Origin of the sequence: Effusibacillus lacus (assembly GCF_002335525.1) — a bacterium.
Classification (GTDB): domain Bacteria; phylum Bacillota; class Bacilli; order Tumebacillales; family Effusibacillaceae; genus Effusibacillus; species Effusibacillus lacus.
This window is the reverse complement of sequence record NZ_BDUF01000086.1, coordinates 17,852-33,963: the sequence shown is the minus strand read 5'-3', so window position 1 is coordinate 33,963 and position 16,112 is coordinate 17,852. Positions and strand designations below refer to the sequence as shown.

General features: G+C 51.9%; 16 protein-coding genes. 1 reads left to right on the top strand and 15 read right to left on the bottom strand.

What is annotated here, in order from left to right:
• Positions 1-189: 189 nt before the first annotated feature.
• From EFBL_RS14955 to EFBL_RS14895, 13 genes are all read right to left on the bottom strand, one after another.
• Entirely contained in the window at positions 190-1,740 is a 1,551-nt protein-coding gene (locus EFBL_RS14955) for a copper amine oxidase N-terminal domain-containing protein (RefSeq protein WP_096182888.1), read from the bottom strand.
• 192 nt (positions 1,741-1,932) lie between these two features.
• Positions 1,933-2,637, bottom strand: coding sequence for a hypothetical protein (locus tag EFBL_RS14950; RefSeq protein ID WP_096182887.1), 705 nt, complete (start codon positions 2,635-2,637; stop codon positions 1,933-1,935).
• A 13-nt stretch (positions 2,638-2,650) separates the two neighbouring features.
• Positions 2,651-2,971 (bottom strand): DUF2269 family protein, encoded by a 321-nt coding sequence (locus tag EFBL_RS14945; protein ID WP_216640730.1) that lies wholly within the window; start codon positions 2,969-2,971, stop codon positions 2,651-2,653.
• A gap of 264 nt (positions 2,972-3,235) precedes the next feature.
• Complete coding sequence (locus EFBL_RS14940; protein WP_165912414.1) at positions 3,236-3,589, bottom strand: STAS domain-containing protein; 354 nt, start codon at positions 3,587-3,589, stop codon at positions 3,236-3,238.
• 1 nt (position 3,590) lies between these two features.
• Entirely contained in the window at positions 3,591-4,061 is a 471-nt protein-coding gene (locus EFBL_RS14935) for an ATP-binding protein (RefSeq protein ID WP_165912413.1), read from the bottom strand.
• An 85-nt stretch (positions 4,062-4,146) separates the two neighbouring features.
• On the bottom strand, positions 4,147-5,751 hold the full coding sequence (locus EFBL_RS14930) for a PP2C family protein-serine/threonine phosphatase (RefSeq protein ID WP_165912412.1): 1,605 nt from the start codon (positions 5,749-5,751) through the stop codon (positions 4,147-4,149).
• 41 nt (positions 5,752-5,792) lie between these two features.
• Positions 5,793-7,454: a bacterial transcriptional activator domain-containing protein gene (locus EFBL_RS14925; protein ID WP_131927625.1), complete on the bottom strand. Its 1,662-nt coding sequence runs from the start codon at positions 7,452-7,454 to the stop codon at positions 5,793-5,795.
• Between the two features lie 513 nt (positions 7,455-7,967).
• Positions 7,968-8,294, bottom strand: coding sequence for a rhodanese-like domain-containing protein (locus tag EFBL_RS14920; RefSeq protein ID WP_096182881.1), 327 nt, complete (start codon positions 8,292-8,294; stop codon positions 7,968-7,970).
• A gap of 47 nt (positions 8,295-8,341) precedes the next feature.
• Positions 8,342-10,450 carry a heavy metal translocating P-type ATPase gene (locus tag EFBL_RS14915; RefSeq protein WP_096182880.1) on the bottom strand — a complete coding sequence of 703 codons (2,109 nt, stop codon included), beginning with the start codon at positions 10,448-10,450 and terminating at the stop codon, positions 8,342-8,344.
• 49 nt (positions 10,451-10,499) lie between these two features.
• Positions 10,500-11,480, bottom strand: a complete 981-nt coding sequence (locus EFBL_RS14910) for a cation diffusion facilitator family transporter (protein WP_096182879.1) — start codon at positions 11,478-11,480, stop codon at positions 10,500-10,502.
• A gap of 12 nt (positions 11,481-11,492) precedes the next feature.
• Positions 11,493-11,879 carry an ArsR/SmtB family transcription factor gene (locus EFBL_RS14905; RefSeq protein WP_096182878.1) on the bottom strand — a complete coding sequence of 129 codons (387 nt, stop codon included), beginning with the start codon at positions 11,877-11,879 and terminating at the stop codon, positions 11,493-11,495.
• Positions 11,880-12,018: 139 nt separating this feature from the next.
• On the bottom strand, positions 12,019-12,630 hold the full coding sequence (locus EFBL_RS14900; RefSeq protein ID WP_096182877.1) for an SCO family protein: 612 nt from the start codon (positions 12,628-12,630) through the stop codon (positions 12,019-12,021).
• Positions 12,631-12,641: 11 nt separating this feature from the next.
• The gene (locus tag EFBL_RS14895; protein ID WP_096182876.1) at positions 12,642-13,595 is read right to left on the bottom strand and encodes an MraY family glycosyltransferase; all 954 of its coding nucleotides are present in this window, start codon (positions 13,593-13,595) and stop codon (positions 12,642-12,644) included.
• Between the two features lie 140 nt (positions 13,596-13,735).
• Here EFBL_RS14895 and EFBL_RS20650 point away from each other — a divergent pair, with 140 nt between their 5' ends.
• A complete protein-coding gene (locus EFBL_RS20650) occupies positions 13,736-13,873 on the top strand; it encodes a hypothetical protein (RefSeq protein ID WP_165912411.1) in 138 nt (45 codons plus the stop codon).
• A gap of 77 nt (positions 13,874-13,950) precedes the next feature.
• Here the strand turns inward: EFBL_RS20650 and EFBL_RS14890 are convergent, their stop codons facing one another.
• Entirely contained in the window at positions 13,951-15,030 is a 1,080-nt protein-coding gene (locus EFBL_RS14890) for a mannose-1-phosphate guanylyltransferase (protein ID WP_096182875.1), read from the bottom strand.
• A complete protein-coding gene (locus EFBL_RS14885; RefSeq protein ID WP_096182874.1) occupies positions 15,017-16,099 on the bottom strand; it encodes a glycosyltransferase in 1,083 nt (360 codons plus the stop codon). Before EFBL_RS14885 ends, EFBL_RS14890 begins: the two co-directional genes overlap by 14 nt.
• Between the last annotated feature and the right edge of the window lie 13 nt (positions 16,100-16,112).

The following is a 16,112-nucleotide window of genomic DNA, read 5'->3' as shown; positions in this document are numbered from 1 at the left end:
GTTATATTAAGTCAGCAATTCATTTGGAAACGCCATCGGTGTTATTCTAATTATCCCTGAATCTTCGGAAAAAGTGGAGATCAAAAATATGGCGGTGCTGCCTGCCCACCCGGGCAAGGGAACAAACAAGCCGGGCCAGACTCTTCAGGAAACCAACCCTGAGCGGTCTGACCCGGCCTGCGCTATGCGTTAGTTTGTCACCCTCGTTCCGATGTGATAAACTCCTACGGAATCGAACACCATAATGGTTCCGTCGTCCTGCTTGCGGGCTGTCCAATTATCTTCGCTTTCTCCGTTCATGATCATGATTTCTGAGCTTTTCCCGGTTTTCTTCCATTCGCCGGTCAAATCGCCATCCAAAACGCTGGACCATTCATAGGTTCCATCGCTTTTGATGGTGATGTACCCAGCATTGGCACCGGGCGAGTATTGCCCTCCCACTGCAGCACCCGGTGTCCAGAGACTCCAGGTTCCGTAAAAGAAGCTGAGATCGATTGTGTTGACACCATTGTTGGAAGAGTTGTTGCCGTTATTTTGCGGAACGGAACCACCCTGGCCGCTGATGGTGATGGTTTGCGTCGCACTGTCAAACGAAACCGTTTGATTGAAGTTTTCGCTCACAAAGCGGATCGGCACCATGGTCCGGCCATTGATGACCTTGGCCGGTACGTCCATGTATACGGTTTTCCCGTTGACACTCGCTTCCGATTTGTCGATCCAGAGCATGATGGTGTTCCCGTTGTTTTGCGTCAGAGTCACCCGCTGCTCCGCAGCGTTATAGTCAATCTGTGCACCCAGCGCTTCCCCGATAAACCGGATGGGAACCATCGTTCTGCCGTCGAGGATAAAGGGAGCTACATCCAGCGACTTCTCCACACCGTTGACCCTGGCTGTATAGCTGCCAATCTGAAGGATGATTTGGGAGGATGCACCGCTGCCTCCGCTACCGGACTTCTTGGTGATGATGGCGCGCATGGGGCCCACTTTTCCAATATACTTGTTGTTTGCGTCATATGAGTAGATCAGGTAATAGTACGTATGATCGGCCAGAGCGTATTTGTCGACGAAACTGTTCTCGTACAGATTAAAGTCGGTCAGCTTCACATAATCGGCACCGTTGTCGGAACGGTACAGAATGTAGTAACTGTCGTTGGAGTAGCGCTTCCAGGAAATTTCGATGGCGGAACCTTCCTCGAAGTAATAGGTGGGAATCTCATCGCCTGAAGTGCCTTGATTACCGCCCTGGTTGTCGTTGGAACCCTGGTTGTTGTCACCGCCTTGCTTTTCAAACACATAGGAAAAATAGACTTTGGTCGGCAGGGTCATCCGGTCAATCCGAATCTTGGCCAAAGACCCGTCCTGCAGAACTATCAGATACACTTTCCCCTGTTGCATGTCCACACTGTTGGTGTAACCGGCCAGATCGCTGTCTGTGGGATCTTCCAGGTCCTGGCCCTCCAGTTCAAGGATCCCGGTGGCTCCCAAGTCCCCATACTGGTTCATCACAATATCCACTTCTTTGGATTTGCTCGAATACTTCATTGTTTTCAGGTTAAGTCCGCCTTGCGAAAGCACATCTCCCGACCACAAAAGGGTGTAGGGATGCAACGGATCATAGACCCCTTTTTGGACTTCCCCCCATTGGATCTGTTCGGCCGCTTTTGCCGGGGCCGGCAGCAGGATCATGGAAAAAACCATTGCCAGCGCCAACATGGCAGCCCAAAACTTCTTTCTCACCATGCCTGTTTCTCCTCCTTGCCCTTGTTGTCTTGCTTACCCCATTGCAGATCTGCTCTTCACAGTTCACATCCGCAGTATAGAATCATTGAATTACCGCAGGCTTACCGGTCACTTACCCGGTTCTTACCGTTTCATGCGATTCGACCTGCCCAAAAGAAACTGCCGCGGTCAAACCGCGGCAGCCAGGAGTTGCTATTTGCCAATCAGATCCTGCTCGGAACGGGGAATAAAATACAGATGGATATCGTAATGGGGAACCAGAAACCCTGGATGTCCGTTGGGATTCCAGTCGATGTCCGCATGATCCACGGAAGAAGGAATCGGTACGCCGCCGGTTCCCGGTATATCCTTGACCGTCTTGTTCAGTTCCTTGTCAGGCATGTATTCCAAGAAGACAAGTTTTCCGTTATGGATGCCAAAAATCGGTCCCAGCGGAAGGTTTTTCGGATCCGCCCAATGTTCCCCCATTTGCGGAACCACATAACCTCCATCCAGCGGTTTTACTCCTGCAGGAAGAATCGATACGTTGACAGTGGTCTTGGCCTCATCCCAACCGATTGCAAAATGGTCTTCGCCAAGCGTTTCCGCCAGCGCCCGGATGGGTGCGGTCACTACACCTTTTACCACATGGGCCGCCCCGTATTTGTCAGTAACCGTTTTTCCATTCAGTGTAAGGGTCTTTGTCGCTTCCTTCCATTCAAATGATGCATTGTAATGTCTGGCAAATGCTTCAACTGATCCGTAAATCCGGTTGTTTGGCATCATGTGAACCGATGCGTCATCCACGTTGGTACCATTGAGATTGAGATGGATTTGCCCTTCATGGGCGGCTCCAAGATTGGAAATACTTCCCAACAACAGTCCTGCAAACGTGAAAGACAGAATCATTTTTCTCATTGTGAATCCTCCCCTAGAATGGTTTGCTGATCATCAGAACCAGGATCAGAGCAGCCAGCAAATGTACAGACATCAGGTAGGGGCGGGCTTCCTTCACCAAGTTTTCATACCCGTCCGGAATCCGCTCACCGGTGCTTGCCAGCACACATTCAGCGATCCGTTTCATCTTTCTTGGGACAATGCCAATTGCAAGGATCTCAAGCAACACAAACAATCCAAGCGAGACATTCAGCCATCCGTGTTGAAATCCGGTGTTGGACATCCACATGATTCCGATGCCGCTTGCCAGCAGCAGAACTGCACCTGTTTTCGGGAATTTTTCAAGCTTAAACAAGAGTTGGTAGGCCCATCGGATTTGATCCCCCGTCTTCGCAAATTGCATGATCAATGGAAACGCGAAGCCGGACCGGTTCCGATGACCGCTGCCAGTACGTGAATGACAATCAGCAGTGTCAGCAAGAGTTTTACCCTCCTTTCCAATATATGATAATTTTTTTAAATCTAAAGGAAGTATAAAGGCAGAAAATTACCAGCCAGTTACCGTTGACTTACCGAACACACAAAAAAACCCCGGTCAACACCAGGGCAATCCTTTCGCTTACTGTTCAAAGGAACTTCGGGCATTGAGCGTTTCCATGGCGCTGTACTCGTCCGGAAACAACTCCATGTAGGCAGTCAAACCGACTATGCGAAAGATTTTCTGATAATGGGGGGATACTCCAAACGCAAACGAGGAATGCTGGCGCTGCTGCGCTTCCCTGACAAACCGGATCAGCAGAGAAATCCCCGCACTGTTGATATACTGCAGGCCCGTCATGTCAAACAGAATGTATTTGGTGTCCTCAGTCTGGTTCAACCAGGGATACACCTGAAAAAACGGCTGTTCCTCATTTCGCGTCAATTCACCCTGAATGCGAATGACCCAGATATCCCCTTTGTGTTCCGTACTCAATCTAACTCCGGTATTCAGAGAGACCGCCTCCCCCTTCTGCCTGCATGTTTACTGTTATCTCAAACCGTGTTCCGTGGTCACTAACGTGATATTGCCAGGCGTCCGCCAACTGGTCAATGATTTGCAGCCCCCATCCCCGGGGTTCCCCATCAGTCTCCATCACACGGTCAATCGGCTGAAACTGCGGCGATTTGCTCCACCTGCTCCGTCCGCCCTCGTCTTCAACCCTTATCGTCAGACAATTGTCTTCGTATTGCAGTTCCAAACGATAGCTTTTCCTTTCATCCATGGCGTTGCCATGCTCAATTGCATTCAGACACGCCTCTGACACCAGAGTTTTGATGTCTTCCAAACGGCTCAAGCTGGCTCCCGCTTGTTGCAAGAAGGGTTCAATCAGCTCCATGGCCGTTTTTTCCGTTCCAAGCCGGCTGGGAAATGAGGTTTGTATGCACTTTTTGGCTTTCTGTTCCACAACCCCTACCTCCGCCTCAAACCATTTTGTCTTGAGTATATCGAGGCTCGCTAACCATTGACTTACTGTTTCCCCGATCCTGGTTTCAGCCGCCAAAATGCAGCACCACAATCGTCTCATCGTCCTGTCGGATCGCCGAGGAACGATGTGTGTCCAAAGCGTCTGCAACCACCTGAAGCAAATTCCCGGCTGTCCGACTCCCCGCTTGCACCCATTGGCGTACCGTTTCAAATCCTGCCAGTTCCCCTGATGGCGATCTCGCCTCCAGTATACCGTCTGTATAGAACACCACGCGGTCACCCGGTTCCAAGACACCTGTAAGTTCGGGAATTGGAGGATGCCGGTCGATCCCAAGCGGCAGGGAAGATGTCTCCCATTCGGTCAGCCCTTTGGCCGATAAGAGAAGAGGTGGCAGATGGCCGGCACTCGCATAACTGTACTCCCCCGATTCTGCATGAATCGCCAGAATACCCGCTGTTACATACATTCCAGGCATCAGCACATCGCTGATGGAACTGTTCATTCTGTCCAGCAGGTCGGAAGGTGTCCCGCCATGCTGGAGTTCCGCCCGAAACAATCCCAACACGGTTGACGTCACAAGGGCGGCGGGCAACCCTTTGCCTGACACATCACCAATGATCACCACCACCGTTTGTTCGTCTACCATCGCATAATCGAAGAAATCACCGCCCAGGTCGGCCGCGCTTGCGGAACGTCCTTCCACCCTCACTAACCCCGCGGCTAGCGGAGAGGACGGCAGCAAGGAAGTTTGCACCCGGTTGGCAAGAGCCAACTCCTGCGACATTCTCTCGTAGTATTGCTCCGCTTTTTCCTGCAGCGAGTTAAACTGAACCTTCAGATCACCCACTTCGTCGGCGCTTTCCACTTTCAACCGCCGGGTGGATTGCGGGAAATCCAGGCGGTTAAACTCCGCCAGACTGGTTCGCACCTGGTCGATATCCTTCACCACATCATCCACCGCCGACCGGGCAAAAGCATAGGAAAGCACCAGAAACAGCAGAAAGAAACCCAACAAAGCAGGCAGCAGACGTTCGTTGCCTGCAAGGCCAATCTGCAGATACATGTATTGCATGCCCATCATGACCGTCAGGGAAGTCATCACGCCAATGATTCGCCAGCGAAAGGACATGGTCAATCCCAAACCTACCGGGTTGGCTTCGGCCAACCATGACAGTACGGGCCGCAAGATGTTGCGGGATCCGTTATAGAGCATCAAAGCCAACAGCCATACCAGTGCGGTCTTGAACAGGAAGTTCTTGAAGAACCAGGCCCATTCCCACTCCCGGTAATGAAGGTAGGAATTGTTCACCCACCATTCGGCCACCAGATACAGAGCAGCGAACAGGATTCCGAAAGTCAGGAATCCGCGAAACAGATTGAAGGGGAAACGGATACAAACCTGAGCCATTCTGACTGTTTGTTCAGGTGAATAAATATCTTTGGCGGAGAGTTTCTGTTCAAATGCGTCAAACAGACTGCCCAGCAAGAATTTGACAATCGTCATGAAAATCAGAACAAAGCCGATGCTCGACAGACTGATCATTTTGAAACTGTACAGCAGCATGTACTCGAGACTGTCCCCGTTTAACAACCCGATGGCGGATATGATCGCCCCCAGGGCTGCCACCTTGACAAAGAGCCCGAGAAATTGAATTTGCAACTTGCCCACGGATGTTCTCCCCCTACTCTCCCTACCCATCTCACAACCGGCTACCTGCCCTGCCCACTCCTGGCCTGTTCCAGCACCCAGACGGGAATCTCTTCCGATTCCCTCTCCAACAAGTGGATGTAGCGTTCACATGTATCCGCTATCCTTTTTCTGTCTCCAACCAGCAGCCAATCCTTGCAAAGCTGTCGGAGAACGGACAGATCCCACTCATCGGCCGCCAGCAACAGTTCGCCGTAGTGGACAGCCCTTTCCATTTGCCCGTTTTCCCTGGCATATTCCCATAACCTTCTCAGCATGCGTTTCTGATGGTTGGCCAGTTCCACACGCAGCGTTGCTATCCAGTCCTCATATTCAAACTCGGGTGCCACAACGGGGTTGTACATCCCAATCGACTTGTCATACAACTCGGATGCGGCCGCAGGATCGTCAAACCACAACTGATGGCCCACCGATGCCCGTTTCCGGTATTCCTCCACGTCGATTCCGCCAATCCGGTTCTCATTCAGCGCAACCATTCCGTCCAGAATCATCGCCCAATTGTCTGGGACACCCGTTGCTCTGGCGAACAATTCCCGCAGCCGGTGCATAAGCACATGCAAATAATTGCCGGAATGAATATTCTCTTCATCGGCGAATAGCCGGTCTGTCAGTACGTCCTTGACCATGCGGTAACGCGGCTGCAGCAGGAGCAGCGCCAGCAGTTGTTTTACTTTCTTGCGGCCGTAACGGCGGGGAAACAGCTCCTCTCCACCGGAAAGATACCCCTGAAACGTGCCAAAGAAAGTAAACCGGCATTCCATCTTGCCGGAGCCCGTCTCAATAGAAGGCCGGGGCGCTTCCGATGCGGTCAATCGATCGGCCTGACCGATCCAAAAAGGATCTCCGTAGGATTTGGCCAGAAACTTCGCCAATGCAACTTTCTCGGGGAGCAAGGAATTCTTTGCTTCAAGAATCTCCCTGGCCACTTCCGTTTCCCGGTCGATCAAGATCCCTGCCAGATTTCCAGTCAGGGTTTGCGCTGCTGTTGAGTCCCGCCATGCCATAACCGGATGACAATCTAAGCGTTGCAATCTGTCTGTGATCAAGGAGGAAGGGAATTGTTTGATCCACTGGTCTGTTGCCAATTGCCATTCCATTTTCATTGGATGGGTACCCGTTCTCAACAGGTACAAGCCCATTTTTTCGAATACGCGGCCCAAGACCCATTTGGCAGCCTCGTCCGTTACTGCTTCCCCGTGCAACATTCTTTTGTAAAAATCGTCTGCATCGGACAATCTCCCGTTTATAACGGCGGCCTGGGCAAAGAAAAACCGTGCCAGTATTTCGCCCAGATCTCCCCCTGCAGTCTGTTCATCCTTCAATTGCGTGTGCAAAGCTTCCAGTTCGGGTTCCCATCCCTGGAGATCCAAACGAAGCAAGCCCAACAAGGAAAGAGAAGCAGCCATTTGATTCGCATTTCCGTACCTTGCCAACACAGGGATCAATCGACGAAGCCTGCCTTCCGCCACGGCCCAGTCCCCCGTCAGATAATTGCGCAAAATCAGCAGAAACGCTTTCCAGGGATGACACTGCAGAATCCATTCCTCACTTTGTTCCCATTTCTGTTCCAAAGCAAGGACAAGGGATTCCGGCCAATCGTATCCAATGTTTGCTTCCAGCCATGCAACCCCGGAAGGTCCCCAGATATCCGGTTGGTTCGCCATATGTCCGCCCCCTGTTCTGTCAATAATCATATTCGAGGGATCGCGTCCAAATCCTTGCTTCTGTTTCTCCATTTCCCGAGAAATATCGACATAAAAAGCCGCCAAGGGCGGCGCTCTTATTCTACATCTTTACCGGGATCGAACCCGTTCTGACCCAATTCCGAACCCGGTTTTTGAGTATTTGTCTGTTGTGAGGGAGGGTTCGGTGTGCTGTGATTGCCTCGCAACTGCAAAGGCAAGAAAAAACAGGACTGAATATCAGGCTTATCTTGTCGAGACAAAGGAACACCCAGAAATAGGACTTTTATTCAGTCCTATATGCTAGTTTTTACTTTTACACCTCGAAACTCACCCGAATAAGACTGAAAATCCCCCCTATTCTTGATGTGAAAATCAAATAATCAAAAATAAGGCTGACTTTCAGTCCTATTTTTCATTGGATGTATTATGTAAACCGAACCACGGTCATAGAAACATCCCACCAAACTTTTGGAAAAGGTGAAGTCGGAGGAATCATCTCTGGCTTCTTGTCACTTCCGCTGTCCATTCCAGCATGCCCCCCTGCAGATTGAACAGTTTGTCGAACCCCCGTTCATTCAACAGATGGCACGCCATCACACTGCGTCTGCCGCTGCGGCAGATCACCAAATATTCCTTTTCCTTGTCCAACTCGTCAATCCGGGATTCCAGCTCACCAAGCGGGATTAGCACCGCACCTGGAATGTGCCCTGCCTCATACTCTTCCGGCTGCCTGACATCCAGCAGCACAAGATCCTTCTTCTCCTTCAAAAAATCGGCCCCAAGAGCTGCCGGAACATTTGTGTACACACGAACTTGCACCGCACATGCCTCCCAACACAGAAAAAAGTCAGGGGCAACCGCCCCTCTTACCTGTTCTTCAATAAGCGAATACCGTTTAATGTCACAAGAATCGTGGCTCCCATATCGGCCAGTATCGCCAGCCAGAGCGTCAGCCAACCCGGGAAGACCAGCAGAACCGCAAGCAATTTGGTAACCAGCGCGAAGGTGATGTTTTGTTTGATGATCCTTACAGCACGACGCCCTAACCGGATTGTGAACGGAAGTTTCGACAGATCGTCGGCCATCAGCACAATGTCGGCCGTTTCCAGCGCCGTATCGGTTCCGGCACCTCCCATCGCAATTCCTACAGTTGCGGTTGCAAGAGCCGGTGCGTCATTGATGCCATCGCCCACCATGGCGACTTTGCCGTATGCTTCCCGTAATTGCTTCACCATCGCGAGCTTGTGCTCCGGAAGCAGCTCTCCGTAGTGTTCATCCACACCTGCTTGCTCCGCCATGGCATGCGCTGTTCTCCGGTTGTCCCCGGTCAACATGATCGTTTGCTTGATGCCAGCCTGTTTCAACTCGTCAACGGTATGCTTTGCGTTCTCCCTGAGCTGATCAGCCACCGCCAGCAAGCCGAGAACCCGGGTGCCGGTTCCAAGAATCATAACCGTTTTGCCTTGGGCTTGTAAAGAGGCAACAGACTCCTGAATCGGTGAGATATCGACATGCATTTCTTCAAACAAGCGGGGGTTCCCGATATAATAAGATTCCCCGCTAATGGTTCCCGCTGCTCCTTTCCCGGGGATGGCGGCAAACTCAAGGACCGGTTGCAGGGTGATCCCTTGTGCCTCCGCTTGTCTCACGACAGCTTTCGCCAGTGGATGCTCCGATAGCTTTTCCAAGCTGGCGGCAATGCGAAGGAGTTCCTTCCCGTGCCATCCATCAAACGGAAGAAGGTCTGTAACAACAGGTTCCCCTTTGGTCAATGTGCCTGTTTTGTCAAACGCCACGGCCCTCAGGTTTCCCGCTTCCTCCAGAAACACCCCGCCCTTGATCAACACGCCATGTTTGGCTGCCGAACCAATTGCCGACACAATGGCAACGGGCGTTGACACTACCAGCGCACAGGGGCAGGCAACCACCAGCAGCGCCAATGCTTGATAGATCCACTTGTTCCATTCCCCCGCAAAGAACAGGGGCGGTATAAGGGCAATCCCAACAGCCAGGACAATCACCGCCGGTGTGTAGTACCTGGCGAATTTATCGACAAAGGCTTGCGCCGGTGCCCGCTGGTTCTGTGCTTCCTCCATCAGGTGAATGATCTTGGCGATCGTTGTGTCCTCTGCCAGTTTTGTTACTCGAACACGAATAGCCCCTTGCTGGTTCAGGGTTCCGGCATATACGGCATCTCCTGCCGATTTCTCAACCGGCATTGATTCTCCTGTAATGGCCGCCTCGTTGAAAGAAGACTGTCCTTCCATAATGATCCCGTCGATGGGGATTTTTTCTCCCGGTCGGACAAGGATCGTATCGTCAACCGCCAGTTCTTCAACCGGTATTGGAATTTCCTCTCCGTTGCGGATCACCGTCGCCTCCTTCGGGGCGATATCCATGAGAGAGCGGATCGATTGCCGTGCTTTCTCCATGGAATAGGACTCGAGCATCTCACTGACGGCAAACAGGAAGGCCACGACAGCCGCTTCTTTCCATTCCCCGATCCAGATCGCCCCTGTGATGGCGGTGGTCATCAGCACATTCATGTCAAACTCCAGCCGGAGCAGATTGCGAATTCCTTTAAGAGCCACTGCATAGCCGCCTGCTGCGGCTGCCGCAAGCAATAACCCCTTCCCTGCCCCCCCTTCGGCTCCCAATACGAATCCCAGTACCAGCGCCACCAACGAAAGCCCTGTGGTAACAGCCTTGCGATTCTCTTCCCAAAAGGTTCGCTTCTCTGTTGATTGAGGGGCTCCCACCGGATTGAGGGTGACGTCTTCCACTTTCTTTACTTCCCTTTGCAGTTCCTTATCCGAGATGGTTCCCACCACCGACAATCTGGCTGCCGCAAAGTTCAGATTCGCTTCCTTGACGCCAGGCAACGCCCGGACATGCCGCTCGATCTTCGCGGCACAACTCGCTCAGGAGAGACCTGTCAGGCGATATTGTTTTTGAATTCCCTCTGCAGTTGCCATTCTCTCCACCCCCGTTGGGTTCTTCATCGAACAGTCTTTATGCGTTCCGTCAGCAATGGGTGCAATGATCCTTCTCAGGGTGCAGATTCTCTGTCTCAATCTGGATGGTCGTGTGGGCGAGACCGAATTTTTCCCTGAGCACGGCCCCCAATTCATGAAGTACCGCCTGGCTGTCCCGTTCTTTGTCAATTACCACATGCCCGCTCATGCTGATGAAACCGGAGGAAACGGTCCAGACATGCAAATCGTGAACTTGTTGAACTCCGGCTACACAAGACATCGTCTGTTTTACCTTCCGCAGGTCAATATGGGTGGGAGTTCCTTCAAGCAGCACATGCACCGTATCCCGCAACAAACGGTAAGAACTGATCAGCACCAACAGCCCGATCATTACGCTGATAATCGGATCCGCATAATACCAACCGGTTACCAGCATAATAACTCCCGCCGCTATGGCCCCTGCCGACCCCAACGCATCACCCAGAACGTGCAGAAAAGCACCCCGAACGTTCAGGTTGTGGTGATGCCGGTCTCCCCGGGAAAGCACCCACGCACTCACCAGATTGGCCGCCAAACCAATGGTTGCCACAGTGATCATCAAGCCGCTCTGCACTTGTGGCGGATGGAGAAAGCGCTCATACGCTTCCCAAAAGATAAACAGCGATACCACAATCAGTGTGATCCCATTCAGTAAAGCGGCCAGCACCTCCGCCCGGTAGAAACCAAAGGTCCGTTCCATGGTCGCAGGCTTTGCGGCAAACCAAAGGGCAAGCAAACTCAGTCCCAAGGCAGCCACATCACTGAACATGTGGGCGGCATCTGACAAAAGAGCCAAACTGTTGGTGATAAAACCTCCAATTACCTCCGCCACCAGAATGATGCTGGTGATGGTCAACGCGATTGTCAAAGACCGCTTGTCGTCCCCACCGTGGCGATGATGCCCAAATCCATGATGGTGATGGTGATGATCGTGGCCGTGTTCATGGTCATTGTGATGATCGTGGTCGTGACGATCCTCATGAAGTCTCAACACAATGTCCCCCTATCTTCCTGCCGGGTGCGCGTTGGGGCGCATCTCCTGAGAATGGTCAAAGGCCATGCGGATTATGGTCTTCACATGAGCGTCAGCAAGGGCATAAAACACCATCTTCCCTTCTTTCCGGTGGCTTGCCAGACCGTTGTTCCGCAAAACCCGCAGGTGGTGGGACGCGTTGGCGACCGTTGTTCCGATAATATTCGCCACATCGCACACGCACAATTCATCTTCCAGCGAAAGGGCATATGCAATGCGAAAGCGGGTATCATCCGCCAACGCTTTGAAAATCGATGAGATGCCCTGCGGAACCTCAGTTTGACCGCGCAGTCTGTTCACTTTTGCCTCGTCATAACAAAAAATCTCACAAACATCTGTTGGCTGGTATTGACTCATCCATTTCGCCACCATTCATTCAAACATTTATTTTAATGTTAGAATATGCGAGTTGGTTCAGATTGTCAACTAAGAAAAGCGGCAAAACAAACGAAGGGGCTGTCCCATATTGGGACAGCCCCACATCTCTGAATGGATGTTATTCCTTAGCCAACTGCCTGATGTCTTTCAAAACCTCTTCTTTATCCATCTTCTCTCCCATGGAGTAGATCTTGCGAATATTGTTGTTGCGGTCGATCAGGAACAGGGACCTTACAGGATGGACGTAGCTTCCGTCCGGCTGTTTCTCTGCAAAGATCTTGTAATCCGCCAGAACTTTCTGCGTCTCCGCTTCCGTTCCCCTGTAGAACTTCCAACCCTTCCAGTCAACCTGCATGGTGTCGGCGTATTTCTTGATCGCTTCCGGTGTGTCCCGTCCCGGATCAAAGGTGATTCCCACAAATACCACATCGGAACCAAACAGTTTCCGTTTGTTCAATTCCTCCTGCATGGCGACCATATTCACGGTTGTGGTCGGACAAATATCGGGACAGTTCAGGAAAATGAACTCCACCAGTTTGACTTTGTTGCCCAATGACTGGAGCGACTCCTGTTGTCCGCTTTCAATATTGGCAAGGGTCCAGTTTGGCGCTCTTTCGATAACCGGCAACCGGGTACTGCCCCACCAGATCCAGTAGGCCAGTCCCCCTATCACCGCAAGCGCCAGTACCACAATCAACACATTCGCCGCTTTCCGTAATGCTGATTCCATTGAAATCACCTTCACCTGTTGACCAACACCACAATAATCGATGCGAGAGAGAAACAGATTCCCAGCAGATACAGGAACGCCACCGTTTGAATCTGGTTCATGCCCGATCGCATCAACTGGTGGAAAGTATGGGCTTTGTCCGCTTTGTGAATGGGCCGATGTTCCTTGATTCGTTTGATCGTAACATAGAAGAAATCAAAGATCGGCACACCCAGCGCCAGGACGGGAACGGCTACCGACACCAGCGTCGCCGCCTTGAATGCCCCTTCCACCGCAATCGCAGCCAGGGTGAATCCCAGGAATGTCGCACCCGAATCCCCCATGAAAATCTGGGCGGGATGGAAATTGTGGCGCAGAAAAGCCAGCGAAATGGCAATGAGTGTTACGGCAAACATGGCACTTGTGGTTTGTCCTTTTAACAGGGATATGAACAGCAGCGTTGTGGCTGAAATGGCAGCAATGCCGCCCGCCAACCCGTCAACTCCGTCGAGGAAATTGAACATGTTGGTGATTCCCACAACCCAAAGCAGGGTGCCCACTACCGACAGCCAAGTATCAAATTCGTAATAACCCGCCCCGCTGCCAAAAGGGACGGTGATTCCCTCAATCCGGATATCGAAAGAGATCAGGACAGTAGCGGCCAGCAACTGTCCCACGAATTTGGGCAGCGCCGGAAAATCCTTGCCCCTGGTTTTGGCGTAGTCGTCCACCAGCCCCACCAGAAAAATCACCAGGGCTCCCAAAGCCAATCCAATATACTCCCGGTTAATTTCTCCCATCACCATGGTGGTGGCAAAAAAGCCCACAAACATAGCCGCTCCTCCGAGCAGCGGGATGGGATCTCTATGTATTTTCCGTTGGTTCGGCACGTCAACAAATCCTGTCTTCAGTGCGAGATTGCGCATAACGGGAACAAGGGCATAGACGATGAGAAAGGCAAGAGTGAACGTGAATACGTGCTGCATATTGAACTGGCCTCCCACCTCAGTCTGATAATCCCTACCATTATATCAGACAGCCGACAGCGATTAAAGTAGGTATATTTTAAATATCCCCAACATATGCTCTAACATCCATACCCGTGTCTGAGGAGGAGGGCGACCAAATGAAGGTGGAACTGGCTCTTGCACTCATTTCCATTCCTGTTTTCTTTTACCTTGGAAGGTATTCGGCCAGATATCGATTTGTGCGGGTCCGTCCCCGCTACCGCCAAAGCGTGCGGCAATTCATCCGCGGCAAGTAACCCGGACACCCTCCCTTTTTGTTTCCTGCATTGAACTGGAAGCAAAAGGGGGTGTGCCATGGATACGGACAAGTTCCTCACAGATACGCCTCCATCTTCTGCCTCTTCAATTCCTTGATCAGCTCTTTGATATGCTGGGACCGGTACTTGGAGCACACCAGTGTAATGTCTTCCGTGTCCACGATAATGATGTCCTGGATTCCCAACGTGGCGATCAGCTTGTTCCCTTTGCTGTGAATGATGCAGTCATAGGTGTCGAGATTCACCACGTTTCCCTGAATCACATTGTCGTGCATGTCGCGCTGTGAGATTTTCTCCAAAGCCCCCCAGCTGCCCACATCGTTCCAACGGAAATCGCAGGGGACCATCCGGATGTTGTCCGCTTTTTCCATAACGCCATAATCGATGGAGATGGCCGGCAGCCGGGGATACACCTGCTCCAGCACCGCTTGCTCGTTCTTTGTGCCGAGAGCCGGGCGGATGGTTTCCAAACCCTTGTACAAGTCGGGCAAAAATCGGCCAATCATGTCTCTGATCGTATCCGTATGCCACAGGAACATCCCGCTGTTCCAGAAATAATCCGGCTGGTCAATAAAGTATTCGGCCGTTTCCCGGTTGGGCTTCTCCAGGAAGCGCTCCACCTTGAACGACGAGAAAAAACGGTCCTCATCCCGGAGCGACACCTGCATATACCCGTACCCCGTTTCTGGATACGTAGGTTTAATCCCCATGGTTACAATGCCTCGGGTAGCCCTTAGCACACTGCGCCCTTTTTCAATGCTTCGGACAAATTCCCTTTCATCTTCCACATAATGATCTGCCGGAACAATCAACAGTTCGCTGTCCGGATACAAGGCGGCAATCTTGTAAGCGGCCAGCCCGATGCAGGCGGCTGTGTCCCGTCCGACCGGCTCCAGCAGGATATTCGCTTCAGGCAGTTCCGGCAGTTGCAGCAGTACAAGATTTCGGTAGTTGGAATTGGTAACCACGTGGATCTTATCCAACGGAACCAGTTTGCGCAGACGGTCTACCGTCATCTGCAGCATCGACCGGTTTCCGGCAATCGTCAAAAATTGCTTGGGCCACTGCGTCCGGCTAAGCGGCCAGAATCGCTCCCCTTTGCCTCCTGCCATCACAATTACGTTAAATTCTGACATGTCTAAGCGCCTCCCGCCAGGTCCATATGCTGTTCATCCCGAAGTTCCATCCGGTGGCAACCGCAATTCCGATCGCGTTGGATGCCAGAGCATTCACGCCAAACCTTGAGTGCAAAAGATACAAGGTCACAAGATTCACCCCGATTCCAACTGTGGAGATCAGAACGTATTTGATGTATCTAACGATTGCTGATCCCAGCTTGTCCCCTGGCCACGTAAACGTATCGTTCAGCAGAAAGTTGGAAGTCATGGCAAACAAAGATGAGAGAAAGCCTGACCACAAAGCGGAGAAACGAGTTATCGAATACAGAATCCCAAAACTAAACAGATTGACAGCCACACCCGACAGCCCCACCAGCAGGAACATAAACAGCCGCCGGTCTTCCGGGCTGTTCCTGACAAGACGATACACATGCCGCAAATAATTGATCTGTTCTCGCAGACTCATTTTTGATTGCTCACCTTGACGCTGTTGAAACTCATAGGGAATTTCGGCCACAGAGGAATACTGCCCTTTGACCAGGATCTCTATTAAGATTTTCCAACCGATGGGATTCCATTCAATTCCATGCAAAACATGCCTGCGAAGCATAAAAAAACCGCTCATTGGATCCGTCACCCTGCGTACCCGCTTCAGGGCAAGCTGCGCGATCAGACGCGCCCCTTTGGCCACCACTTTCCTGTGGAACCGGAGGCCTTTATCTCCGCCACCGCTCAGGAAGCGGCTGGGCAAAACCAGTTCGGCACCCCGCTGGATACTGGCCAGCATCTCCGTCAGAAGCTCGGGCGGATGCTGCAGGTCGGCATCCATAACCGCAAGAATCTCCCCTTTCGCCTCTTCAAACCCCCGAATCACTGCGGTGGCCAACCCTGTTTCCCGCTCGCGGTGAATATAGCGGAATTCCGGATACCGTCCGCTTATCTCTGCAAGAACAGCCGGCGTATCATCCGTACTGTCATCCACAAAAATTACCTCGTACGCTTCCCCGTTCAGCGCCCCGCGAATGCGACGGGACAAAATGGGAATGTTAGCTTTCTCATTATAAGTGGGTATGATGATACTTATCATCGGTGCCCTCCTG